19 protein-coding genes and 1 tRNA gene are annotated in these 23440 nt (G+C 69.8%); 14 read left to right on the top strand and 6 right to left on the bottom strand.

Translation table 11 applies throughout. From position 1 onward, the window contains the following. Positions 1 to 36 precede the first annotated feature (36 nt). The gene (nudC, locus tag BM287_RS04565) at positions 37 to 1056 is read left to right on the top strand and encodes an NAD(+) diphosphatase (RefSeq protein ID WP_090036407.1); all 1020 of its coding nucleotides are present in this window, start codon (positions 37 to 39) and stop codon (positions 1054 to 1056) included. Further along, positions 1053 to 2816: an ATP-dependent helicase gene (locus tag BM287_RS04570; protein ID WP_090036409.1), complete on the top strand. Its 1764-nt coding sequence runs from the start codon at positions 1053 to 1055 to the stop codon at positions 2814 to 2816. The genes nudC and BM287_RS04570 overlap by 4 nt, the downstream gene beginning before the upstream one ends. Here BM287_RS04570 and BM287_RS04575 read toward each other — a convergent pair. Continuing rightward, positions 2761 to 3660 carry a hypothetical protein gene (locus BM287_RS04575; protein WP_090036410.1) on the bottom strand — a complete coding sequence of 300 codons (900 nt, stop codon included), beginning with the start codon at positions 3658 to 3660 and terminating at the stop codon, positions 2761 to 2763. The two genes, BM287_RS04570 and BM287_RS04575, sit on opposite strands and share 56 nt — an antisense overlap. Before the next feature lie 99 nt (positions 3661 to 3759). After that, entirely contained in the window at positions 3760 to 5109 is a 1350-nt protein-coding gene (locus BM287_RS04580; protein WP_090036412.1) for a zinc-dependent metalloprotease, read from the bottom strand. A gap of 216 nt (positions 5110 to 5325) precedes the next feature. On the opposite strand from BM287_RS04580, the gene BM287_RS04585 reads away from it, so the two are divergent. Next, positions 5326 to 6465, top strand: coding sequence for a YlbL family protein (locus BM287_RS04585; protein WP_090036413.1), 1140 nt, complete (start codon positions 5326 to 5328; stop codon positions 6463 to 6465). Positions 6466 to 6548: 83 nt separating this feature from the next. Then, positions 6549 to 9464 carry a UPF0182 family membrane protein gene (locus BM287_RS04590; RefSeq protein ID WP_244527879.1) on the top strand — a complete coding sequence of 972 codons (2916 nt, stop codon included), beginning with the start codon at positions 6549 to 6551 and terminating at the stop codon, positions 9462 to 9464. Between the two features lie 93 nt (positions 9465 to 9557). Here the strand turns inward: BM287_RS04590 and BM287_RS04595 are convergent, their stop codons facing one another. Continuing rightward, entirely contained in the window at positions 9558 to 9854 is a 297-nt protein-coding gene (locus tag BM287_RS04595; RefSeq protein ID WP_090036417.1) for a DUF2277 domain-containing protein, read from the bottom strand. A gap of 118 nt (positions 9855 to 9972) precedes the next feature. Between BM287_RS04595 and BM287_RS04600 the strand changes: the two genes are divergently transcribed. Further along, a complete protein-coding gene (locus BM287_RS04600) occupies positions 9973 to 11163 on the top strand; it encodes an ROK family transcriptional regulator (protein WP_090036419.1) in 1191 nt (396 codons plus the stop codon). Positions 11164 to 11186: 23 nt separating this feature from the next. Here BM287_RS04600 and BM287_RS04605 read toward each other — a convergent pair whose 3' ends face one another. Continuing rightward, on the bottom strand, positions 11187 to 12323 hold the full coding sequence (locus BM287_RS04605) for an ROK family transcriptional regulator (protein ID WP_090036421.1): 1137 nt from the start codon (positions 12321 to 12323) through the stop codon (positions 11187 to 11189). Between the two features lie 851 nt (positions 12324 to 13174). Here BM287_RS04605 and BM287_RS04610 point away from each other — a divergent pair. Further along, a complete protein-coding gene (locus BM287_RS04610) occupies positions 13175 to 13843 on the top strand; it encodes a hypothetical protein (protein ID WP_139230617.1) in 669 nt (222 codons plus the stop codon). Positions 13844 to 14017: 174 nt separating this feature from the next. Here BM287_RS04610 and BM287_RS04615 read toward each other — a convergent pair. Next, positions 14018 to 14094: transfer RNA gene (locus BM287_RS04615), tRNA-Met, on the bottom strand. A 119-nt stretch (positions 14095 to 14213) separates the two neighbouring features. Between BM287_RS04615 and BM287_RS04620 the strand changes: the two genes are divergently transcribed. Genes BM287_RS04620 through BM287_RS04645 form a run of 7 tightly spaced genes read left to right on the top strand, consistent with a single transcriptional unit; the run spans position 14214 to position 20245 of the window. Further along, on the top strand, positions 14214 to 15296 hold the full coding sequence (locus BM287_RS04620; protein WP_090036425.1) for a response regulator: 1083 nt from the start codon (positions 14214 to 14216) through the stop codon (positions 15294 to 15296). Further along, on the top strand, positions 15293 to 16303 hold the full coding sequence (locus BM287_RS04625) for an ATP-grasp domain-containing protein (protein WP_090036426.1): 1011 nt from the start codon (positions 15293 to 15295) through the stop codon (positions 16301 to 16303). Before BM287_RS04620 ends, BM287_RS04625 begins: the two co-directional genes overlap by 4 nt. Then, positions 16300 to 17073: a PHP domain-containing protein gene (locus BM287_RS04630; protein ID WP_090036428.1), complete on the top strand. Its 774-nt coding sequence runs from the start codon at positions 16300 to 16302 to the stop codon at positions 17071 to 17073. Before BM287_RS04625 ends, BM287_RS04630 begins: the two co-directional genes overlap by 4 nt. Then, complete coding sequence (locus BM287_RS17770; protein WP_170857418.1) at positions 17070 to 17228, top strand: hypothetical protein; 159 nt, start codon at positions 17070 to 17072, stop codon at positions 17226 to 17228. Before BM287_RS04630 ends, BM287_RS17770 begins: the two co-directional genes overlap by 4 nt. Beyond that, positions 17221 to 17637, top strand: a complete 417-nt coding sequence (locus BM287_RS04635; protein WP_090036430.1) for a response regulator — start codon at positions 17221 to 17223, stop codon at positions 17635 to 17637. Before BM287_RS17770 ends, BM287_RS04635 begins: the two co-directional genes overlap by 8 nt. Then, entirely contained in the window at positions 17634 to 19412 is a 1779-nt protein-coding gene (locus BM287_RS04640; protein WP_090036432.1) for a sensor histidine kinase, read from the top strand. Before BM287_RS04635 ends, BM287_RS04640 begins: the two co-directional genes overlap by 4 nt. Continuing rightward, a complete protein-coding gene (locus BM287_RS04645) occupies positions 19409 to 20245 on the top strand; it encodes a carbon-nitrogen hydrolase family protein (protein ID WP_090036434.1) in 837 nt (278 codons plus the stop codon). Before BM287_RS04640 ends, BM287_RS04645 begins: the two co-directional genes overlap by 4 nt. 13 nt (positions 20246 to 20258) lie before the next feature. On the opposite strand, the gene BM287_RS04650 is transcribed toward BM287_RS04645, so the two are convergent. Then, positions 20259 to 21455: a pyridoxal phosphate-dependent aminotransferase gene (locus BM287_RS04650; protein ID WP_090036436.1), complete on the bottom strand. Its 1197-nt coding sequence runs from the start codon at positions 21453 to 21455 to the stop codon at positions 20259 to 20261. A gap of 144 nt (positions 21456 to 21599) precedes the next feature. Between BM287_RS04650 and BM287_RS04655 the strand changes: the two genes are divergently transcribed. Then, a complete protein-coding gene (locus BM287_RS04655) occupies positions 21600 to 23375 on the top strand; it encodes a S1C family serine protease (RefSeq protein WP_090036437.1) in 1776 nt (591 codons plus the stop codon). Positions 23376 to 23440 lie beyond the last annotated feature (65 nt).

Raw genomic sequence — 23440 nt, forward strand, 5'->3', positions numbered from 1 at the left:
TGCGACAGCCGTCCGCCACGCCCCGAAAGGACCTCGATGTCGTCCGCCCCGACTCCCGCTCCGCCGCTCGCGGCTCTGGCGCTCTCACGTCACGCGACCGACCGCGACCATGCGGCGCGATCGCGTCCGGCCCTGTTCGACGAGCTGTGGGAGGAGCCGGGCACGCGGGTGCTCGCCCTGTGGAAGGGCCGTGCCCTCCTCACCGCCGAGAGCGTCGAGGCTGCGACCCCCACGGCCGATGGATGGTCGGCTCCCGGCGCGGGACCCGCCGAACTCGAGCTGCTGCCCGTCGACCGGGTGACCTCGGCCCTCCTGCGCGTGTACCTCGGCCGCACCACGGTCGCCACCGCCGCGGAGCCTCCCGGCAGCGCCGTGGTCCTCGAGGTGCTGACGGACGCCGCTGCTCAGGAGCTCGAGCCCGACGAGGCGCGCTGGGGCAACCTCCGCACGGTGGCCACCGCGCTGAGCGACCGGGATGCCGGACTCTTCACCGAAGCGCTGGCCATGGCCAACTGGCATGCTGCGAACACGCACTGCCCGCGTTGCGGGATGCCGACCGTCGTGGAGCAGGCGGGCTGGGTCCGCCGCTGCTTCGAGGACGGCTCCGAGGTCTTCCCGCGCACCGACCCCGCCGTGATCGTCACCATTCTGGATGCCGACGACCGGCTGCTGCTGGGGTCCAATGCCCTGTGGGAGCATTCCCGGTACTCGCTGCTCGCCGGGTTCGTGGAGCCGGGGGAGTCGTTCGAGTCGGCGGTGGAGCGCGAGATTTTCGAGGAGGCGGGGATCCGCGTCGTGGATGCGCGCTACAAGGGCTCACAGCCGTGGCCGTTCCCCGCGTCCGTGATGATCGGGATGACCGCCCGGCTCGCCGACGATCAGGAGCCGTCCGCGCTCGACCCGGACGGCGAGGAGATCCTGGACCTCCGCTGGTTCAGCCGTGAGGAGCTGTGGGAGGCGCGGGAGCAGATCATCCTGCCCGGGCGGTCGTCGATCGCGCGCGCCCTCATCGAGGACTGGTACGGCGGCCCGCTGGACGAGCCGCCCGCGCCGTGAGCACCGCGCTCTCCGGGCCGGACACGCTGCTCGCCGGCCTGGATGCGCAGCAGCGGGTCGCGGCCGAAGCGCTGTTCGGTCCGGTGTGCATCCTGGCCGGTGCCGGAACCGGCAAGACGCGCGCGATCACGCACCGGATCGCCTACGGCGTCGCGTCCGGCGCGTATGCGCCGAATCGCGTGATGGCCCTGACCTTCACCAGCCGCGCTGCGGCCGAGTTGCGGGGACGCCTGCGCCAGCTCGGTGCCGGCGGCGTCTCCGCCCGCACCTTCCACTCGGCGGCGCTGTCGCAGCTGAACTACTTCTGGCCGCAGGTGGTCGGCGGCCAGCTGCCGTCCGTGCTCGATGGGAAGGGACGGGTGCTCGGGCAGGCCGCGGAAGCCCTCAAGCTGCGCGTGGACACGGCGACGCTGCGGGATGTGGCCGCCGAGGTGGAGTGGCGGAAGGTCTCCGGTCTCGGGATCGAGCAGTACTCGGCGGCGGGCCGCCCGACGCCGGGCTCGCTGACCGCGGATCAGGTGGCGGGCCTTCTGCAGAAGTACGAGGAGCTCAAGGACCAGCGCAAGCAGATCGACTTCGAGGATGTGCTGCTCGCCTGCGCCGGCATGATCGAGTCGGAGCCCGCCGTCGCACTGCAGGTGCGGGAGCAGTACCGGTTCTTCGTCGTCGACGAGTACCAGGACGTGTCGCCGCTGCAGCATCAGCTCCTGTCCCTGTGGCTCGGCACACGGACCGATCTGTGCGTCGTCGGGGACGCCAGCCAGACCATCTACTCCTTCGCCGGTGCCCGCAGCGACTATTTGCTCGGGTTCGAGCGGGAGCATCCCGGAGCGACGGTCGTGCGCCTCGAGCAGAACTACCGCTCCACACCCTCGGTGATCGACGTCGCGAACCGGCTCATGCGCGGCCGTTCCGGCGCACTGACCCTGAGGCCGGCCGAACTCCCCGGGGGAGCGCGCGACGTGGATCCGGTGCCCGAGCCGACCGCGTACGAGGATGACCGCGCGGAGGCGCGCGCTGTCGCCCAGCGGATCGCCGCCGAGCTCGCCGCCGGTTCGCGACCCGAGCACATCGCGGTGCTGTACCGCGTCAACGTGCAGTCGGCCGCGCTCGAGCAGGCGCTCGGCGATCTCGGCATCAGCTACCAGATCCGTGGCTCGAAGCGGTTCTTCGACCTCCCGGAGGTGCGACAGGCCGTCATGTCGTTGCGCGCGGCCAGCCTGGCGGCGACGGACGACCCGCTGTTCAAGTCGGTCAGCGACGTGCTCCGGTCCCTCGGCTGGTCCGTCCAGCCACCGGAGGCACGCGGAGCCGTCCGCGAGCGCTGGGAGTCGCTGAACGCCATCATGGGTCTCGCCGACGAACAGCCGCCCGGCCGCACGCTGCGCGCCTTCACCGACGAGCTGCTCGCCCGTCAGGCCGGGCAGCACGAGCCGACGATGTCCGCCGTGACCCTCGCTACGCTGCACGCCGCGAAGGGCCTCGAGTGGCCCTCCGTCTACCTGGTGGGATTGAGCGAAGGACTCGTCCCGATCAGTTATGCCACCACGTTCGAGCAGGTGGATGAGGAGCGTCGCCTCCTGTACGTCGGCATCACGCGCGCCCGGGAACGCCTGCGCCTCAGCTGGGCGGCGCGCGGCAACCAGCCCGGTCGACCCTCCTCGCGTCAGCCATCGCGGTTCCTCTCCGAGCTCCGGCCCACGGTCACGCCGGGAGACCCAGGCAGCCGCACTCCGGGTGCGGCTCCCACGCGCGGCTGACCCACTCGACGGCTCCGGCCTCCAGGCGCCAGGCCACCCCGGAAGGCACCTCCGGCGCAACCGGACGCACCGCCGGCACCCCCGGACGCACCGCCGGCACCCCCGGACGCACCGCCGGCACCCCGGCATTCACCCCCGAACCCTCCGTCGCGCCCGAGCCGGCGATGCCCGCCAGCACGATCGCGGCCCCTCGAGCGGCGGCCGCAGCCGAGCTGATCGCCGTCTCGCCCGGGGCCGGCCGGGTGTGCAGCTGCGTGGCCATGGCCGGCCAGGCCGGGTCCGCATCCGTCCGATGCAGGTCGACACACCGCAGGCAGGCACCGTCGCCCGGCCGCACGAAGGGCCCGACGCAGACACCGGCGTCGCCGAACACGACGGGGAGGTGCGGCACGTCGCGGCGCAGCCACCGCGCGTGGCGCTGGGGCTCGACCGCATAGGCGGCGACGATGACTGCCGCTTCCGCTTGCGCGACCACCGGGTCCGACCACGACAGTCCGCTGCGGATGTCGACTCCCGCTTCGGACAGCATCCGTTCGAGGGTCGCTGCCGTCGGCCCCGCGCCGTCGAGCACGACCAGAGGCGGTTCCGTCCTCTCGGCGCTCGCGGGTGCCAGCACCGGTGTCAGCTGCTCCAGCAGCTCCCTCACGGCCGACGGCGGTGCGCCCGCGCGCTTGGCCACCACGCGGAGCCCCTCTGCGGACACGCCCCCGCCGAGCGCGGCCAGCATCCGCTCGTCCGCGCCGCTCACCCGTTCGAGAACGAGCAGGGGCCGTTCGATGCCGAACTGGAGGCTGTCGGGCGTGCGCCACACGTGCTGGATGCGGGAGTCGAGTGCGAGGACCATTCCTGCATCCTCTCGGACGCAGGTGCCCGCTCAGCGGTTGTCCACAGACCGACTTTCCGAGGACGCTCTATCCCCAGTAGCCCCTCACGGACTCCGGCCTCATCCCTCGGTCGGGCGATCCCTGTCGTCGCGCAGGAGGTCTTCGATCGCCTGGTCGAGCGCGTCCTGCTCCGGCTCCTGGCCGCTGGCCGCCGCCGTCAGGCGAGCCACCAGGACGGACGGGTCGTCGAGGTCGGACGACTGGGGGAGCAGGTCGGGGTGCGACCACAGGGTGTCCCGCGCATCCATGCCGACGGCATCCGTGACCGCCTGCCACATGGCGGCGGCGTCCCGCAGCCGCCGCGGCCGCAGCTCCAGGCCCACGAGGGTCGAGAACGCCGACTCGGCGGGTCCGCCGGACGCCCGGCGGCGGCGCACCGTCTCGGCGATCGCGGCGGCGCGGGGGAGCAGGTGCGTGGCGTTCGCCGTCACCACATCGACCCAGCCCTCGACGAGCGCGAGCACAGTCTCGAGCCGGGCGAGCGCCTCCTGCTGGTCCTCGGTCCGCGGCGGGATGAGCCGGCCGCTGACCATCGCCTCGCGCAGCTCCTCGGGGTTCGAGGGGTCGAAGTTCTCGGCGAGCGACTCGAGCGCATCCGTGTCGATGCTGATGCCCTTGGCGAAGGCCGTGATCTGGGTGATGAGCTGCAGCCGCAGCCACTTCGCGTGCCGGAACAGCCGGGCGTGCGCGAGCTCGCGCACCGCGAGGTAGAGCTGGATCTGGTCGGCGGGGATGTCGAGCCCGTCGCCGAACTCGGCCACGTTCTGCGGCAGCAGTGCCGCTGTGCCGTCGGGAAGCAGCGGGATGCCGATGTCGCCTCCGGACACGACCTCCTTCGAGAGCTGGCCGACGACCTGGCCCAGCTGCATGGCGAACAGCGCGCCGCCGATCGAGCGCATCACCTGCCCGGCGTTCTGCAGCATCGCCTGCATCTCCTCCGGCGCCTGCTCGGACAGGACCCGGGTCAGAGCGTCGGAGATGCTGAGGGCGACCGGCTCGGCGAGCTGCGTCCACAGCGGCATGGTCTGTCGCGCCCACTCCGCCCGGCCGATGAGCTCGGGCGTGCTGCTGAGGCCTGCGACACCGGTCGCCTGGTCGAGCCAGAGCGAGGCGACGTGGAAGGCCTGGTCGAGCGCGGCACGCTCCGCCGGAGTGACCGGATGCGCACCATCGGCGGCGAGCTGGCGCGCCTGCTGCTGCGCGATGTCCCAATTGATGCCGCCGCCCGGGTTCATCAGGGCGTTCTGCAGCTGCCCGAGAAGGGCCTGGATGCTGGCCGGATCGTTGGGCAGGCCTGCGGCGCCGGCGAGACGGCTCGGGTCGATCGACGCGCCGTTTCCCGACAGGAACTGGTTCAGCAGTTCGCGGAACTCGTCGTCGTCCCGCTCCTCGTTCTGGTCGTCGGCCATCGTGAGCGTCCTCTTCTCGAACTGAGCCGGCCACGGATCGAACAGCCGCCGGGCTCGGCTTCAGGCTTGCCATCTACGCTAGCCGGTGGTGCCGGGGCGGCGGGTGAGAATTGGCCTATGCTCGCATCCGGGCCGTGCGCCTGTGGCGAACACCCGCTCATGGCGGAGAGCCACCAGCACCCCGGCGCACCAGCACCCCAGCGAGAGGACGGCCCTGTGACCCTGTTCGGCGAGGAAGATCGTGCCCTGCAGGCGCACGCGGCGGAGCGGATCGCTCCGCCGCGCCGGGTCATCATCGGCTGGGTCGCGATCGGGGTCGCGGTGGTGCTCGCCCTGGTGCTCGCGCTCGTCCCCGCTCCCTTCGTCATCGAGCAGCCGGGGCCGGTGTTCAACACGCTCGGCACGGACCAGCAGGTCGGATCGCCGTCGGGCGGAGACGCGAAGGACCTGATCAGCATCCCGGGCCACAAGACGTACCCCACGTCCGGGTCGCTCGATCTCCTCACCGTCTCCGTGGTCGGGAACCCGGACCAGAGCCCGTCGTGGCTCGAGATCGCCGACGCCTGGTTCCAGCCGAGCAAGGCCGTTCTGCCGCTCGACGACGTCTTCCCCCCGGGCACGACCACGGAGCAGTCGAACGCCCAGAACGCCGCGGCCATGGTGGATTCGCAACAGGATGCGATCGCTGCGGCTCTCAGCCGGCTGGGCTACGACTTCCCCCAGAACGTCGCCGTGAAGCAGCTGCTGACCGGCAGCCCCGCGTCGCAGATGCTGAAAGTGGGCGATGAGATCACGTCCGTGAACGGCGTGAAGGTCCGCAGCATCCAAGCGCTGCGGGATGCCGTGAAGAAGAACGGCACGGGAAAGCCCGCCGAACTCGGCATCGTCCGCGACGGCGCGGCATCCGTGGTCGCCGTCACCCCGACCCAGTCGCAGGGACAGGTGGTCATCGGCATCGGAGCAGGGATGGACTACACCTTCCCGTTCGACGTGAAGATCCAGCTGAACGACGTCGGCGGCCCCAGCGCCGGCCAGATGTTCGCCCTCGGCATCATGGACAAGCTGACGCCCGGCTCGCTCACGGGCGGCAAGCGCATCGCCGGCACGGGGACGATCGACAACACCGGCGCGATCGGGCCCATCGGCGGCATCCGGCAGAAGATGTACGCGGCGCGCGACACCGGGAAGGCGAGCTACTTCCTCGCGCCGGCCTCCAACTGCGACGAGGTCGTCGGCCACATTCCGTCCGGATTGCAGGTGTTCGCGGTGAAGACGCTGGCCGACTCGCTGAAGGTCCTCCAGGCGGTGCGCGACGGGTCGAGCACGTCCGGCCTGCCCACCTGCCACGCGGGCTGACTTCCGCCGGGCCGCAGCGCACTCCAAGGGTCTGCTGCCTAGGATGGACCCATTCCCGCCAGGCGAGACCAAGAGGGCCATACGTGAGTTCACCAGCTGCAGTCCGACCCGCAGGCCGCCGTCGCGCGGCCATCTGGATCACTCTCGGGGTGATCGTCGCGGTGGTCATCCTGTTCTTCGTGTTCGCCGGGCTCTACGCCGACGTCCTCTGGTACGACCAGATCGGCTTCCTCAACGTGCTCACCACGCAGTGGTTCGCCGGGATCGCGATGTTCTTCATCGGGTTCTTCGGGATGGCCCTCCCGGTATGGCTGGCCATCCTGCTCGCGTACCGCCTGCGGCCGGTGTACGCCAAGCTCAACGCTCAGCTCGACCGCTATCAGCAGGTCATCGAACCGCTGCGCCGCCTGTCGATGTACGGCATCCCGATCGTGTTCGGGATCTTCGCCGGCGTCTCGACCGCCAGCCGGTGGCAGACGGCGGCGCTGTGGCTGAACGGCACCTCCTACGGCAAGACCGACCCGCTGTTCCACCTCGACATCGGCTTCTACCTGTTCGCGCTGCCCTTCTATCGCAGCGCAGTGGGCTTCGCATCGGCCGTGGTCCTCATCGCGCTCCTCGCGACCCTCGCCACCTGCTATCTCTACGGCTCGATCCGCGTGACCGGGCGCGAGGTGCGTATCTCGCGTTCCGCGCGCGTCCAGGTCTCGATCGTCGCGGCTCTCTACCTGCTGCTGCAGGGCGTGAGCATCTGGCTCGACCGCTATGCGACAGTCACGGACTCCAACGTCAACGACATGATAAATGGCGCCGCATACACCGACGTCAACGCGACCATTCCGGGGCGGGCGGTGCTCGCCGGCGCGGCCGTGATCGTCGCGCTGCTGTTCGTCGTGACCGCGTTCGCCGGCCGCTGGCGCTTCCCGATCGTCGGAACGGCGATGCTCATCGTCGCCGCGCTCGTCGTCGGCGCCATCCTCCCGTGGGTGGTGCAGCGCTTCCAGGTCGACCCCAGCCAGAAGACGCTCGAGACGCCCTATGTGCAGAAGGGCATCGACTTCACGCGCGAGGCCTATGGGCTGAGCGACATCGACACCATCCCGTACAACGCGAAGACCACGGCGGAGCAGGGCGCCTTGCGACAGGATGCGCAGACGACCGCGCAGATCCGCATCATCGACCCGGCGGTGATCAGTCCGTCGTTCCGTCAGCTGCAGCAGTTCCGGCAGTACTACGCGTTCCCGGACAAGCTCAACGTCGACCGCTACGAGAAGAACGGTACGCAGCAGGATGCCGTGGTCGCCGTCCGCGAGCTGCAGCAGTCCGGCCTCGGCACCGCGCGCAACTGGTTCAACGACACCGTGGTGTACACGCACGGCTACGGACTGGTCGCCGCCTACGGCAACCAGCGCTCGCCCGACGGCCAGCCGGTCTTCATGGAGTCCGGCATCCCGACCAGCGGGACGCTCGGCGCCTATCAGCCGCGCATCTACTTCGGCGAGCAGTCGCCCACCTATTCGATCGTCGGAGCACCGAAGGGCACCAAGCCGGTCGAGCTCGACTACCCGGGCGGAGCGAACGGCGCGCAGCAGACGTACACGACCTTCAGCGGCAACGGCGGTCCCAAGCTGGACAACGTCTTCAAGCGGCTGGTCTACGCGCTGAAGTTCCAGGACGAGCAGATCGTGCTCTCCGACGCCGTCAACAACGACTCGCAGATCCTCTACGACCGCGACCCGATCAAGCGCGTGCAGAAGGTCGCTCCCTACCTCACCCTCGACTCGCAGGCGTATCCCGCCGTGGTGGATGGACGGGTCAAGTGGATCGTCGACGGCTACACCACGAGCGACCAGTTCCCGTACTCGCACGTCGGCAGCCTGAGCGACGCGACCGCGGACAAGGACACTCCGAAGCCGGCCTACGCTTTCGACGACATCAACTACATCCGCAACTCGGTCAAGGCCACGGTCGACGCCTACGACGGCTCGGTCACGCTCTATGCCTGGGATGCCAACGATCCGGTGCTCAAGACCTGGGAGAAGGTGTTCCCCGCGACCGTCAAGCCGGTGAGCGACATGAGCGCGCAGCTGATGAGTCACGTGCGTTACCCCTCCGACCTGTTCAAGGTGCAGCGCGCGGTGCTCGGCCAGTACCACGTCAGCGACGCCGGCTCGTTCTACTCGCGCGAGGACGCCTGGACGACGCCCAACGACCCGACGTCGTCCTCGGGCAACCCGGCGCTGCAGCCCCCGTACTACCTGACGATGAAGATGCCCGGGCAGGACGCCCCGGCGTTCTCGCTGTATTCGACGTTCATCCCGCAGGGGACCAGCGAATCCAGTCGTTCGGTGCTCAAGGGCTACCTGGCGGTGGATGCCGACGCCGGCTCGACGAAGGGCAAGATCTCGTCCGGCTACGGCAAGCTCAGGCTCCTGCAACTGCCGTCGAGCGACACCATCCCCGGTCCCGGGCAGATGCAGAACGCCTTCGACTCCGATCCGACCGTGTCGCAAGACCTGAACCTGCTGCGGCAGGGCAAGTCCGAGGTGATCAACGGCAACCTGCTCACCCTGCCCGTGGGCGGGGGCCTGCTCTACGTGCAGCCCGTGTACGTCCGGTCCTCGGGTGAGACGAGCTATCCGCTGCTGCAGAAGGTGCTGGTCGCGTTCGGCGACAAGATCGAGTTCGAGGACACGCTCGATCAGGCCCTGGATGCGCTCTTCGGCGGAGACTCGGGCGCCTCGGCCGGCGACAACAACGTTCCCGGCACGACGCAGCCGGGCGGCGGCACGCAGACCGGCGGAGGCTCCACCGGCACGCCGTCCACCGGGAACAACGCCGCCCTGCAGCAGGCGCTGCAGCGGGCGAACCAGGCGCTGTCGGACAGCCAGGCGGCTCTCAAGAGCGGCGACTTCGCGGCCTATGGCGAGGCGCAGAAGCGCCTCCAGCAGGCGATCGCGGATGCCCTCGCGGCGGAGGGCCAGCCGGCGGCCAAGTAGCAGCCGAGGAGTCGAGGAGCAGGGGAGCCGAGGAGCAGGCGGCCGAATAGCACGGGAGGCGGGTGACGCGTCGGCGACGACGTCACCCGTCTCTCACGCGGAGGACGTGCGGATCCTGACCTCGCGCTCCATGCGCTTCTCGTGCCGCTGCCGGCCCTTGACCGCTTCGAGCTCCCGGCTCTTCGGCGGCGCGGTGGTCACCAGCTGATCGAGCATCCGCCGGGTGGCCTCGGCGATCTCGTCGATCGCCTGCTCGAACGCCGGCGTGTTCGCGCGGGAGGGACGGGTCGATCCGCTGACCTTGCGGACGAACTGGAGAGCGGCCTCCCGGACCTCATCGTCGGTGGTGGGCGGTTCGAAGTTGTGGAGGCAGCGGATGTTGCGGCACATGCGCCGACGATAACCCGGATCGCCGGGGGACGCATCCCCGCCGCGCATCGGGACATTCTCTCGGATCCCTCGGGCGAAAAGCTTGCCCGAACTTTGATTGTCAGCTTTACTAACAAACATGGTGATCGAGCAGGGCAGACGTGACGCCGCCGACCGGGGCGCACAACTCGACGGGGGACTGGTGCCCGGACGCGCCCTCCGTCCGCGGACCAAGGTGCTGCCCGAGCACGCCCGGGGCCACAACCGCTCGCTCGTACTGCAGTCGCTGTATCGCTCGGGGCGTGTGAGCCGGGCGGACCTCGCACGCAGCACCGGGCTCACGCGGGTGACCATCTCGGACCTGGTGGCCGAGCTCATCGCCGAGGGCCTCGTCGTCGAGCTGGGGCAGCGCGACGACGCCCGGCCCGGAAAGCCGGCGGTACTGCTCGACGTGGACCGCTCCGCCACCCAGATCATCGGCGTCGACCTCAGCGAGCACGCCGTCTTCCGTGGAGCGGTGCTGGACATCGACGGCCGCATCCTGGATGCGGTGGTGATCGAGCTGGCCGGCACTCGCGGACAGGACGCCACGGACAAGGTGCTGACGCTGGTCGATCGCCTCGTCGCGCTCGCCACGGCCCCGGTCCTCGGCATCGGCATCGGATCGCCGGGCATCGTGGATGCGGAGGGCACCGTCGCGGCCGCCCCCAACCTCGGCTGGGCGGACGAGCCGCTCCAACGGCTCCTCGCGCAGCGGACCGGCCTGCCGGTGTTCGTGGCGAACGACGCGAACGTGGCCGTCCTCGCCGAGCACGGATTCGCAGACGCCCAGGGCGACATGATGCTGGTCAAAGTCGGCCATGGCGTCGGCTCCGGCCTGCTCGTCGCCGGGGCCCTCGTCTTCGGCAGCCGGTTCGCCGCCGGCGAGATCGGCCAGGTCATCGTCGGCACTGATGAGGGGCCGGATGCGCCGTACGATCGCGAGCACAGCCTGGAGGCCTGGCTGGCGGTGCCGCGCTTGGAGCGGCGCCTGGCCACGGCTACGGCCGCCGGGCGCCCGGCAGAACAGGTGCTGCGCGAGGCGGGTCAGCGTCTCGGCGTGGCGCTTGCTCCCGTCGTCGGTGCGCTCAACCTCTCCGAGCTGGTGCTCGCCGGGCCGGAGGACCTCCTCGACGGCATCGTCCTGGAGGCGTTCCGCGAGACGCTTCGCAACCGCACGATGGCGGGATTCCACTCCGGCGTCACCGTACGGATGACCAGCCAGGGCCGGGACATCGTCCTGCGCGGCTGCGTCGTCATGGTCCTATCGGCGCAGCTCGGCGTCTCCTGAGCCTCAGCGGGAAGCGATGGCGGTCACGGTGTCCAGGTGACACCGAGGGCCGCGGCGAGGGCGTGCTGCGCCGCGCCGCGGTACGGATGCTCCTGGGACACCGTGGCGTAGCGGAAGCCGAGCGGCATCGCGGCGCGTACCGGACGCCGCGCGGCCTCCTCCCGGAGCCCGTCGATGAACGCCTGCCCCAGCCGTGGCGCCGCACCGCCGACAACGATGGTGGGCACGTCGAGCGCGGCTCCGACCAGCAGGAGGGCGCGCGCGAGGACACGGGCGCCCTCCGCGATCCGTTCGCGTGACTCCGGGGCGTCGGCGAGGGCCGCGAGGTCGAACGCCTCCAGGTCGGCACCGTGGGGGAGCCCGAGCATGCTCGTGACCGAGACCACGGCCTCCAGGCAGCCCCGGTTGCCGCAGGGGCAGAGCGGAGCGTCCGGCCCGAACAGCACGGGAACGTGCCCGATCTCGCCGGCGCGATGCGCGGCGCCGCTCACGACGGCGCCGTCCACCACGACGGCTGCTCCGACGCCGGTGCTCAGCGAGACGAAGAGCTGGTTCGCACCGAGGCCGCCGGACGCCCCGGAATCGGCGATCGCCTCGGCGTCGGCATCGTTGATCGGGTGGATGGGCGCCTCCACGATCCCGGCCAGCTCCCGCGCGAGGTCCAGCTCCCTCCATCCCAGCTGCACAGACTCCCGGATCACGGTGCCGTCGACGATGCCGGGCACCTGGATGCCGACCGCGACGATGTGGGCGGTCGTCCCGGCCACGAGCGACTGCGTCACGCGTCGGAGGTCCTCCAGGGAGCCCGCTGCCGCCGGTCGTCGCGTCACCGTCAGCTCCTCGCCGAGGAGGTCGAGGACCGCTCCGCGCACGAGGCCCGGTTGGACGATCAGCGACAGGAGGACGTGACTCTCGCGGGCGACGCGCAGGGTCGTGGCTCGTTTGCCGCCCGTGCTCTCCGCACGCTCGCCTTCGATGACCAGCCCGTCCGCGATGAGCCCGGCGAGCAGGGAGGAGACGGTCGCGCTCGTGAGGCCGGTGCGCCGGGCGATCCCGGCCCGCGTCGCCGTCCCCTTGCCCGAAAGCACGAGCTGCAGCGCCGTGGTCAGATTCCGCTCGCGGACGGCGGCCTGCGTCGCCTTGCCGTGCTCGTCTGCCACTGTGCTGCTCCCTGGACCTGACCCTGCGCCTTCGGCTGTGTGCCGGCTCGCACGTTCACCCGCTAGATAGACGCGAATCGTGACATCTGCCGCCGACTGGTCGACGACACTGAAGCCCACGCACGGTTCACGAAAATCGCCATCTGCATATCCTCGCATCAGGCGACGAATTCGTAGTCACCGCGGTTGTCCGGCGCATGACAGAACGTCTGCAAAAGGCACGGCCTCGGGCACGTCTGCATCCGTCCTTCGCTGACCGGATCGGTAGGGTCTATCTCATGAGTAGGCACCATCCGTCGCGTGGCGGTTCTCGAGCGTTGCGGACAGTCGTCGGCTCTCTCCTCGCAGGCGCAGCACTGGTCCTGCTCTCTGGTTTCGCATCCGGCGGCGGCTCGACGGACGCGCCTGGTTCGACACCCGGTCATCAGGTCCCCTGGGACGGGGTGAAGGTCGGAATGTGCTCGGACATCGGTTCGGGGAGTGTGCCGGACAGGGTGACGGTTCTTGACTGTGAGCAAGCGCATCGTGGCGAGTTCTATTGGGTCGGTTCACTCCCGGCCGGTCCATTTCCGGGCGACTCGGGCGCTCGCGCTGCAATGACGAAGATATGCAGCACGCACCTCCCACCAGGTCCGATCGGCTGGTTCACCTCTTTCAGTCCCAGCGAGACGGCGTGGGCGGTCGGCAATCGCCAGGGATACTGTCTTGCTTCAACAGAGCACCAAGAGCCCTACACGGGTTCGCTGGCCTCGCTCTGGATCGCTCCGTGGGTACCGCTCTATTGGGGAGACGGGGCGCTCGCTCTTGCGATGGTCGCAACGTATCTTGTGAGTGGCGCGCGACTCTGGCGGATGGCTCCCACGAGCAGCACTCGAGCGGCTTGGATCCGTGAACTGTGGTGGTTCGTTCTTCCGGCGGTTGGAATCGTTTCAGCCGTTGTGTTTCCGAATGGCAAACGAACGTACTCGGCGCAGTCTGCACTGCCGTTTCCGGTTTCGATGACACTCTGGTTCTCGACGATGGCCGTCATCGCGACAGCACTCCTCATTGTTCGGGCAATGAGCATGGGACGGCTCGTACGCGCCGCGAAGTCGCACCCGGAGGCTCTGGTGCTGGAGGGTGTGCGGTTGAACCTGACTGTGGCGCGGCTGCGAATGCTCGTAGATGACGGCGTGCGGACAGGCGGGCACAGGGGCACGAACCTGAAGCTGCCGTTCTGGTTTCCGCTCGTCATCACCGGCGGCGCGATCCTGATCACGACGAACGATGGGAAGACGATCACGCTCGAGCGAGAAAACATTCAGACCATAACCACCGAGTTCACCTCCGTCGACGTCGGCTCTGGCCACACGCGGTCGGCCTCCCTCATCGACATCGCGCTCAACGACCCGGAGCTCGTCATTCCACTTGCGGTCCGCTCCACCCGGTGGAACGCGTTCTTCCGGCTCACCGCGAACGCCAAAGACACTGCCATAGTGCGGAAGGAGCTCGCCGAACGCTTGGATCCCGTTCGCCTCTGAACCTGCGACACTGATCGACTTCGCCATCGGCGGCGTCCCCGTCGCGCTCCTGAGCAGTACGAGATGCGCGCGGGAAACGGCAACTCATCGTGGTCGGGGGCGCCCGATCGAGTCGATCCCGGAGAGACAAAACAGGCCCGGACCGGGGATTTCTCCACCGAGTCCGGGCCTTCTTGGTTGCGGGGGCAGGATTTGAACCTACGACCTCTGGGTTATGAGCCCAGCGAGCTACCGAGCTGCTCCACCCCGCGGCACAAGAACAAACACTAGCACGGGATCCTCAGGTGCATGAAATCGCGAACACGCTCTCGGGCGCGTCGCGGCCCTGGACCGGACGTCCTACTAGAGTCGATCCGAGATAGGGGATGCGATGGCGAGTGCCGTGACGAAGTACCGGGTTGTCGTGGTCGAGGACGACCCGGATGTGGCCTTCTTCATGAAGACCATCCTGGAGAAGCGGGCCGACGCCGTCGCCCTGGCGGTCACGGATCCGTCGGTCGCTCTCGCCGAGATCGCCGCATTCGAACCCGACCTCGTCATCACGGACATCGAGATGCCGGGGAAGTCCGGTCTCGAGCTGCTGACGGAGCTGCGCACCGAGTATCCCGGGATGCCGGTGGTCGTCATGACCGCCCATGTCTCGGTCGACTACGCGGTGTCGGCGCTGCGGGCGCAGGCGGACGAGTTCCTCACCAAGCCGGTGGCCTCGGCGGAGCTGGTGGCGATCGTGAACCGCCTGGCCGCCGAAGGGCGCGTGAAGCGCGCGGCCCAGCGGCAGCAGGTCGTGCTCGCGATCGGTGCGCATCCGGACGATGTGGAGATCGGCGTCGGCGGCATCCTCGCGGCGCACCGCGAGGCCGGCAACCAGGTGGTCATCCTCACGCTCTCGCGAGGCGCACGCGGCGGCGATGCCAACAACCGTCAGCATGAATCGCTCGCCTCGGCGGAGCTCCTGGGCGCGCGGCTGTTCCTGGAGGACCTCGAGGACACGCACATCTCGGCCGCCGACCCGACCGTCGGGATCATCGAGCGCGTGGTCGCCGAGGTGCAGCCGGACATCGTCTACACGCACTCGTCGCACGACCGGCATCAGGACCATCGCGCCGTCCACGCCGCCACGAACGTCGCGACCCGCTCGGTCCGCACGGTCTGCTGCTTCCAGAGCCCGTCGGCCACGATCGACTTCCGCCCGACCCGGTTCGTCCCGATCGACGGGTTCACCGAGAGCAAGCTCCAGCTCCTCGACTGCTTCCGGTCCCAGACCGAGCTGCGGACGTACCTGGAGCCGGACTTCGTGCTCGCGACCGCGCGCTACTGGTCGCGGTTCGGCGGCGGCAAGAACTGCGAGCCGCTGGAGGTGATGCGGGACACCGCGGACATCTCGATCCCCGCATCCGCCCTTCCGGCGGAGGCACGCCCGGCCGCATACCGACAGAACAGGACCGCCGAATGACCGACTCCAGAACCCGCGTGCTGGTGACCGGCGCAGGCGGCCCCGCCGGCGTCGCCGTCATCCGTTCCCTGCTGGCCCGCGACGACGTCGACGTGTTCGCGGCCGACATGGACGGCTGGGCCAGCGGGCTGTATCTGGTACCCGAGGACCGTCGCCGGATCGTTCCGGCGGGACGCTCCGACGGGTTCGTGGATGCGCTGATCGGGATGTGCCGGGACGACGCCATCCAGGTCCTGTTCTCCACGGTCGATGTCGAGCTCCCCGGGCTCGCGGCCCGCCGGACGGAGCTGGAGGCGGTCGGGACACAACTGGCCGCGCCGTCCCACGACACGCTGGTGACGTGCCTGGACAAGTTCGCCCTGGTCCAGCGGGTCGGCAGCCGGGCCGCCGTGCCCGAGACGCGGCTGCTGAACCGCGAAGGCGCCGGCGCCGACTGGACGTTCCCCGTCATCATCAAGCCGCGCAGCGGCGCAGGGTCGCGCGGCGTGCGCCTGATCGCGGACCGCGGCGAGCTGGAGGCGCTCGGCACGGACGAGAGCATCATCATCCAGGAGAACCTCCCGGGGGAGGAGTTCTCGGTGGATGTGCTCGCGGGCCTCGACGGCGAGGTCATCGCCGCGGTCCCGCGCTCCCGCGAGCGGGTCGACTCGGGGGTCTCGATCGCCGGACGCACCGTGCGCCGGCCGGAGCTCTCGGACACAGCTGCCGCCGTCGCGCGCGCCATCGGACTGACCGGCGTGGCGAACGTCCAGCTGCGTTACAGCGCGGCCGGAATCCCCGCCCTGCTGGAGGTCAACCCGCGCTTCCCGGGCGCGATGCCGCTCACGATCGCCGCGGGCGTCGACATGCCGTCGCTGCTGCTGGATCTGGTCCTCGGCCGTCCCGTCCCTTCCGCTGTCGACTTCGCCGAGCTCGCCAACGTCCGCTTCCTGGAGGACGTCTTCCTCAGCCCCGCCGACGTGCTCGTCTCCGAGAACGCGGCGCACGCCGAGGGTTTCGAGGAGTGAGCGCGACGGGAGCCGACCGGCTCTCCTCCGTCCTGCGGGGCGACCACCACGTCCACTCCACCTTCTCGGACGACGCCCGCAGCACGCTGGCGGAGAACATCGCCGCCGCGTCCGCCGCGGGCCTCGAGACGGTACGCCTGACGGACCACGTGCGGGCGTCCACGACCTGGGTGCCCGAGTTCGTCGCGGCCGTGGCCGCCGAGCGCATCCCGGACGGTCTCACTGTCTTGACCGGCGTCGAGGCGAAGCTGCTGGATGCGGCGGGCTCCGTCGACCTACCCGAGGGCTTGGTGGTCGGTCGCGGAGGTGTCGATGCGGTCGTCATCGGCGACCATCAGTTCCCCGGGGTCGACGGTCCCTGGTCGCCGACCATGACGCGCGAACGTCTGGCGGCGGGGCTCTCCGAGGATGACGCGCTCGACCTGATGATCGAGGCGAGCATCCGGGCGATGGAGCGAACTCCGCACGCGCAGCTGGCGCACTGGTTCTCGATCCTGCCGAAGGTCGGGCTCGACGAATCCCAGCTGGGCGCCCAGCGCCTGCTCGCCTGGGCACAGGCCGCAGCCGCGACCGGCACGATCGTCGAGGTGAACGAGAAGTGGGACTGCCCGGGCCCTGAGGCCATCGCCGCTCTCCTGGTGGCAGGTGCGCGTATCGTTGCCTCAACGGACAGCCACGTCGCCGCGGACGTCGGGCGCTATGAGCGAGTTCCGGCGTTGCTCGAAGCCGGCGCCCGTGCGGCGGCCGGAGAAACGGAGGAGGCACGATGAGCCCCGTCGAACCGCCGGACGCGCTGCGTGAGCGCATCGAGGAGGAGCTGGAGCGGGACCGCCGCTGGGAGTTCCGGCTGCCGCTCTTCGGCGGCATCGCGATCCTGATCTGCGCGGCGATCGTCGTCGTCCGGGTGGTGTTCCTGCATGTCTGATCAGGCGGACCGCACCCGGCGCGTGGTGATCGCGGATGACGACGACGACATCCGTGGACTGATGACCATCGCAGCGAAGCGTGCGGGTGTAGAGATCGTCGCCGCCGTCGACAACGGCCACGCAGCGCTCGAAGCCGTCCGCCGCGGCGGTGTCGACCTGGTGGTCCTGGACATCTCGATGCCCGGGCTCAACGGTGTGGAGGTGGCCGAGGCGATGCGCGCCGATGAGCGAACGCTGCCCACGCTCATCCTGATGGTGTCGGCATCCGTGCAGCTGCTCACCGACCACGGCGTGGTCGCCGAACGGGCGGACAGCTTCCTGGTGAAGCCCTTCAGCCCGCGGGCACTGTCCACCCGCATCCGGGAGATGCTGCAGCTGGATGCGCAGCGGGTGGAGGAGTCCGCATGACGCTCGACCGGTGGCTCAGCCGCATCCCCATCGATTCCCCGTCGCCGTTCATGAAGCAGCTGCCGACCATCGTCGGCTTCGCGATCGCCGTCCTGATCGCCCTGGTGCCGAACGAGATCCCCGTCGACAGCGGGCTGCTCTTCGCCATCGGAAGCGCTGTGGTCGTCGTGGCGTCGATCTTCTCCTTCGTCATTCCGTGGAGCCGGTTCCACCCGCAGTGGGCGGTGCTCGTGCCGATCCTGTCGCTGCTGGCGATCGGGCTGCTCCGGATCGCGACCGGGGGATCCTCCTCGCCGTTCGGGGTGCTCATCCTGCTTCCGTTCGTCTGGATCGCGTCCGAAGAGGGGCGGACCAACATCCTGCTCGCCGTGCTCATGATCCTGATCGTGCTGGTGGCGCCGCTGCTCTTCAGCGGGCTCGCGAATTCGGGGGCGGACATCGTCCGCGCCTTCTTCGCTCCGGTCATCTACTGCCTCGTCGCGATCGTCATCAACGAGATCGCCCACCGGATGCGGACCCAGCTGGCCGCGGCGCGCGAGTCGAACGAGAAGCAGGAGACGCTCCTGTCCCAGGCGGTCACGGCCCAGGACGAGCTGGTGCTGAAGGAGGCGCGGCTCAAGACGGCCAACCGCCTCATCCAGAGCATCTGGAACGCCGTCACCGAGCAGTCCGTGATCGGCACCGACCTTGACGGCCTCATCGACGTCTGGAATCCGGGCGCGGAGAAGATGCTCGGCCTCACCGAGAAACAGGTTCTCGACGGCCATCACCATGTGACCGAATTCCACCTGCCGTCCGAGCTCGCGCAGCGGATCGAGGACATGGATGCGCGGTTCACCACCGTTGCCAGCAGCGACGAGTTCTCGGCGCTGGTGGACACGGTTCGCGCCGGTTCCGCCGACGTCCGCGACTGGACCTACGTCCGCCCCGACGGCAAGCAGGTCGCGGTCCAGGTCGCGGCCACGCCACGACTCGACGAGAACGGCCACCGCGTCGGCTTCATCTTCGTCGCGACGGACATGACCCAGGCCCGCGAGTTCGCCCGGCTGAAGGACGAGTTCGTCGGGCTCATCTCGCACGAGCTGCGCACGCCGCTCAGCTCGATCCTCGGCTACCTGGAGCTGATGCGCGACGACGAGGACGCTCCGCTGTCGGAGGAGCAGCTGCAGTACCTGAGCGTCGCAGAGCGCAACGCCCACCGGCTCCTCCGCCTCGTGGGCGACCTGCTGTTCACCGCGCAGGTGGAGTCCGGCCGCTTCCCCCTCGAGATCAAGGACGTGGAGCTCGACAGCGTCGTCTCCGCCTCCATCGAGTCCGCGCGGCCGATCGCCCGCAACGCCGGCGTGACCCTGGTGAGCGACGTGCCCGAGCAGCGTCTCGACGTGCGCGGCGACCCCGTGCGCCTGGGCCAAGCGGTCGACAACCTCGTCTCCAACGCCCTCAAGTTCACCCCGGCCGGCGGGACCGTGACCGTTTCCTTGCGGCCCGACGGCCCGCAAGCGGTGATCGCCGTGACGGACACCGGGATCGGGATTCCGGCGGTCGAGCTCGGCCGGCTCTCGCAGCGCTTCTTCCGCGCCTCCACGGCGACCCGCAATGCGGTTCCGGGCGTGGGGCTCGGCCTCACGATCACGAAGGCCATCGTGACCGCGCACGGCGGCCGCCTCGACATCGCCAGCGAGGAGGGCGTCGGCACCTCCATCAGCATCGTCCTGCCGGTGGAGACGCCCCAGCCGGTGACCGAAGCGCTTCCGCAGGCGGAGCTGGCGCCGTGACCGACCGGCCGGCGGAGCTGACGATCGACGACCGCACGGTCGCCGTCGCCGTGGCGCAGTTCGCTCCCGGGGAGGACCGCATCCACAACCGGGATGTGGTGGCCGGCCTGATCGCGGTCGGCGCCTCCCGGGGCGCACGGCTGGTGGTCCTTCCGGAGTACTCGTCGTACTTCACCGATCCGCTCGGGCCCTCGTTCGCCCGCAACGCCGAGACGCTCGACGGCGACTTCGTCACCGCGCTGGCCGCGACGGCGCAGGAGCATCAGGTGTTCGCCGTGGCGGGGCTGGTGGAGCGGACGGACGCGCCGCGCAAGTTCTCGAACACGCTGGTCGCGGTGGCGCCCTCCGGGGACGTGGTGGCGACGTACCGTAAGCAGCATCTCTACGACGCGTTCGGGGCGCAGGAGTCCGAGTGGGTCGTCCCGGGCGACCTGGACGAGCCGCAGACGTTCGAGGTGGACGGGATCGTCGTCGGGCTGCAGACCTGCTACGACCTGCGCTTCCCGGAAGTCACGCGCCGTCTCGCCGATGCAGGGGCCGACCTCGTGGCGGTGCCGGCCGAGTGGGTGCGCGGACCGCTGAAGGAGTTCCACTGGACCACTCTGCTGGCGGCCCGTGCGATCGAGAACACGCTGTACGTCGCGGCAGCCGACCATCCGCCGGCGATCGGCGTCGGCGCGAGCGCCATCGTCGACCCGATGGGCGTCACCATCGCCGGCCTCGCCGACACGACGGGCGTCGCGGTCGCCGAAGTCTCGAGCGCCCGCGTGCGGTCCGTGCGCGACCGGAATCCGGCGCTGCGCCTGCGTCGCTACCGCGTCACCCCTCTGTAGTCGCCGGCCGGCGTCAGCGGGGGAGCGCCGCCAGTCGCTGCGCCGCCTCCTCCAGCACGTCGATGCGCTTGCAGAAAGCGAACCGGACGAGGGATGCGGTGCGCGCGGCGTAGTCGCCCCGGCTGAACGCGCCGAGCGGCACCGCCACCACGCCCGCCAGGCCGGGCAGCCTGCGGCACAGCTCGACCGCATCCGGGAAGCCGAGCGGCGCAGCGTCCGCGACGACGAAGTACGTGCCGTCGGACGGGAACACGTCGAACCCCGCTGCGCGAAGACCGTCGGAGAGCACATCCCGCTTGTGGGCGAGGGCCTGCGCGATGCCTGTGAAGTAGGCATCGGGGAGCCGCAGGCCGGCGGCGATGGCGGGCTGGAACGGCGCGCCGTTGACGTAGGTCAAGAACTGCTTCACGGCGAGCACGGCCGTGACGAGCTCGGCTGGGGCTGTGAGCCAGCCGACCTTCCATCCCGTCGTGTTGAAGGTTTTTCCGCCGGAGGAGATCGACACGGTCCGCTCGCGGGCGCCGGCCAGGGTCTCGATCGGGATGTGCTCGGGCCCGAAGGTCAGGTGCTCGTAGACCGAGTCCGTGACGATGACCGCGTCGTGCCGCTCGGCGAGCTCCACGATCGCGGTCAGCGTCGCCCGGTCGAGCACCGAGCCGGTCGGATTGTGCGGTGTGTTGACGAGGATGACGCGCGTGCGATCGGTCACCGTCTCGCGCAGCCGGTCGAGATCGGGAAGGAACCCGGGAGGCTCGAGCGGAACCGTCCGGTGGACTCCGCCCGCGAGCGAGATGATGGCGCCGTACTCGTCGTAGTACGGCTCGAAGGTGACGACCTCGTCGCCCGGCTCGAGCAGCGCGAGGAGGGTGGCCGCGATCGCTTCGGTGGCGCCCGCCGTGATCAGCACCTCCCGGTCGGGGTCGACCTCCAGACCGTAGAAGCGACGCTGATGCTCGGCGACCGCCTGGCGCAGCTGCGGGATGCCGGTGCCGGGCGGGTACTGATTCTCGCCGTCCCGGATCGCCGCGACCGCGGCCTCGAGCACCTCGGCCGGTCCGTCCTCGTCGGGGAACCCCTGGCCGAGGTTGATGGCGCCCGTTCGCACCGCCAGCGCGCTCATCTCGGCGAAGATCGTCGGACGGACCGAACCGTCGGCTCCGAGCAGTCCGGCGCCCGCTGCGGCGCGCCGCCAGCCACCTGAAATCGTCATGCATCCACGGTACGGCCTTACTCGCATCCAACCCATCGGATACGTTGTGGAGAGTCATCGAGACGCAGAAGGTGCCCCACAGCATCGGCAAATAGAACGCTCAGCTTCGCGTCACAAGCTGTCTGTGCTTGGAAGGAGCAAACCATGACCGACACCCCCAACACCCCGGAGCCCGCGAAGCCCGCGCACGACACCGACGCGGTCGTGGATGCTGCCGGGACCGAGCAGACTCCCGTCTCGCCGAACGCCGAGACGCCCCGTGCCGAGGGTTCGGAGACAGCCCACGTCGAGACGGACGCTCAGCCGACCGCCGTGCAGCCCACGGTGCCGCAGCCGTCCGTTCCGGCGCAGCACACGCAGCCGGCGCAGCCCGTCCACCCGCAGCCCTATGGCCAGCAGCAGCCGTACGGTCAGCAGCAGTACGGCCAGCAGCAGCCCTACGGACAGCAGGGCCAGCCGGGGCAGCAGAGCCAGCCCGGTCAGCCGGGGCAGCAGAGCCAGCCCGGTCAGCCGGGGCAGCAGAGCCAGCCCGGTCAGCCGGGGCAGCAGAGCCAGCCGGGTCAGCAGCCGCACTACGGCACCGGTGCCTTCGGCCAGCCCGCCGGCTACGGACAGCAGCCCTACGCCTCCAACGGACACCAGCAGGGCTATGCCACGGCGCCCGGCGCCGCGCACCCCGGTGCATCGACGACGTCGACTGGTAAGCCGGCCAAGCGCACGAACACCGGCCTGATCATCGCCACCCTCGCCATCGGCGCGCTGGTCGGCGGCGTTGCGGGCGCCGGAGCAGGCATCGGTATCTACGCGGCCACCGACGCGGGCAATGCGGCGATCAAGACCGTCGCCGGGCCCCAGAACATCACCGTCAACGACGCCAACAACGCCAGCACCGTGACCGCTGTCGCGGCGAAGGCGTCCCCGAGCGTCGTGACCATCTCGGTCAGCGCGTCGAGCTCCGGCGGCACCGGCTCGGGCATCGTCCTCACGTCCGACGGCTACGTCCTCACCAACACGCACGTCGTCACCCTCGACGGTCAGTCCTCCAACGTGAGCGTCTCGGTCACGGACAACGACGGCAAGATCTACACCGCCAAGATCATCGGAACCGACCCCACCACAGACCTGGCGGTGATCAAGCTGGACAACGCCTCCGGCATGACACCGATGACCTGGGGCGACTCGAGCAAGCTGAACGTGGGCAGCACCACGGTCGCCATCGGCGCTCCGCTCGGGCTCTCCGGCACCGTCACCGACGGCATCGTCAGCGCCCTGAACCGCAGCATCAGCATCGCCTCCTCCGCGGTGCCGAAGGACAACTCCAACAGCGGCGGCGGCAGCCAGAACCCGTTCAACTTCGACTTCCCCGGCCAGGGCGGTCAACAGCAGCAGCAGCAGAGCACCGGCACGATCTCGCTTCCCGTGATCCAGACCGACGCCTCCATCAACCCCGGGAACTCGGGAGGCGCGCTGCTGAACAGCAAGGGCGAGCTGGTGGGCATCAACGTGGCGATCGCGAGCGCCGGCGGTTCGAGCTCGGACGGCTCGCAGTCGGGCAGCATCGGAGTCGGCTTCGCCATCCCGTCGGACCTCGCCAAGCGCATCTCCGACGAGATCATCAAGAACGGATCGGCGACGCACGGCCTCCTGGGCGCCTCGGTCGGCGATGCGAGCAACGAGAACAAGGCGACGACGGTCGGCGCGATCGTCAAGAGCGTGACCGCGGGCGGCGCGGCGGCCGACGCCGGACTGGAGGCCGGCGACGTCGTGGTGAACTTCAACAACACCCCGATCACGAACGCCACGGATCTGACCGCTCAGGTCCGCGCTCAGGCCGCGGGAGCGAAGGTCGACCTGACCTACATCCGCAGCGGCCAGACCAAGACCGCCACGGTCACCCTGGGCTCGCTTCCGGCCCAGTGATCCCGGGCCAGTGATTCCGGGCCGGTGACCCGGCGCCAGCAGGAAGGGCCGCCCCGCGGGGCGGC

The sequence above is a fragment of the Leifsonia sp. CL147 genome (assembly GCF_900114565.1).
Classification (GTDB): Bacteria; Actinomycetota; Actinomycetes; order Actinomycetales; family Microbacteriaceae; genus Leifsonia.

Coding starts and splice junctions, on each gene's coding strand:
- nudC (WP_090036407.1), top strand. CDS start 37: ATGTCGTCCGCCCCGACTCCCGCTCCGCCGCTCGCGGCTCTGGCGCTC.
- BM287_RS04575 (WP_090036410.1), bottom strand. CDS start 3,660: ATGGTCCTCGCACTCGACTCCCGCATCCAGCACGTGTGGCGCACGCCC.
- BM287_RS04580 (WP_090036412.1), bottom strand. CDS start 5,109: ATGGCCGACGACCAGAACGAGGAGCGGGACGACGACGAGTTCCGCGAA.
- BM287_RS04595 (WP_090036417.1), bottom strand. CDS start 9,854: ATGTGCCGCAACATCCGCTGCCTCCACAACTTCGAACCGCCCACCACC.
- BM287_RS04600 (WP_090036419.1), top strand. CDS start 9,973: ATGGTGATCGAGCAGGGCAGACGTGACGCCGCCGACCGGGGCGCACAA.
- BM287_RS04610 (WP_139230617.1), top strand. CDS start 13,175: ATGGCTCCCACGAGCAGCACTCGAGCGGCTTGGATCCGTGAACTGTGG.
- BM287_RS04620 (WP_090036425.1), top strand. CDS start 14,214: ATGGCGAGTGCCGTGACGAAGTACCGGGTTGTCGTGGTCGAGGACGAC.
- BM287_RS04625 (WP_090036426.1), top strand. CDS start 15,293: ATGACCGACTCCAGAACCCGCGTGCTGGTGACCGGCGCAGGCGGCCCC.
- BM287_RS17770 (WP_170857418.1), top strand. CDS start 17,070: ATGAGCCCCGTCGAACCGCCGGACGCGCTGCGTGAGCGCATCGAGGAG.
- BM287_RS04635 (WP_090036430.1), top strand. CDS start 17,221: ATGTCTGATCAGGCGGACCGCACCCGGCGCGTGGTGATCGCGGATGAC.
- BM287_RS04640 (WP_090036432.1), top strand. CDS start 17,634: ATGACGCTCGACCGGTGGCTCAGCCGCATCCCCATCGATTCCCCGTCG.
- BM287_RS04650 (WP_090036436.1), bottom strand. CDS start 21,455: ATGACGATTTCAGGTGGCTGGCGGCGCGCCGCAGCGGGCGCCGGACTG.
- BM287_RS04655 (WP_090036437.1), top strand. CDS start 21,600: ATGACCGACACCCCCAACACCCCGGAGCCCGCGAAGCCCGCGCACGAC.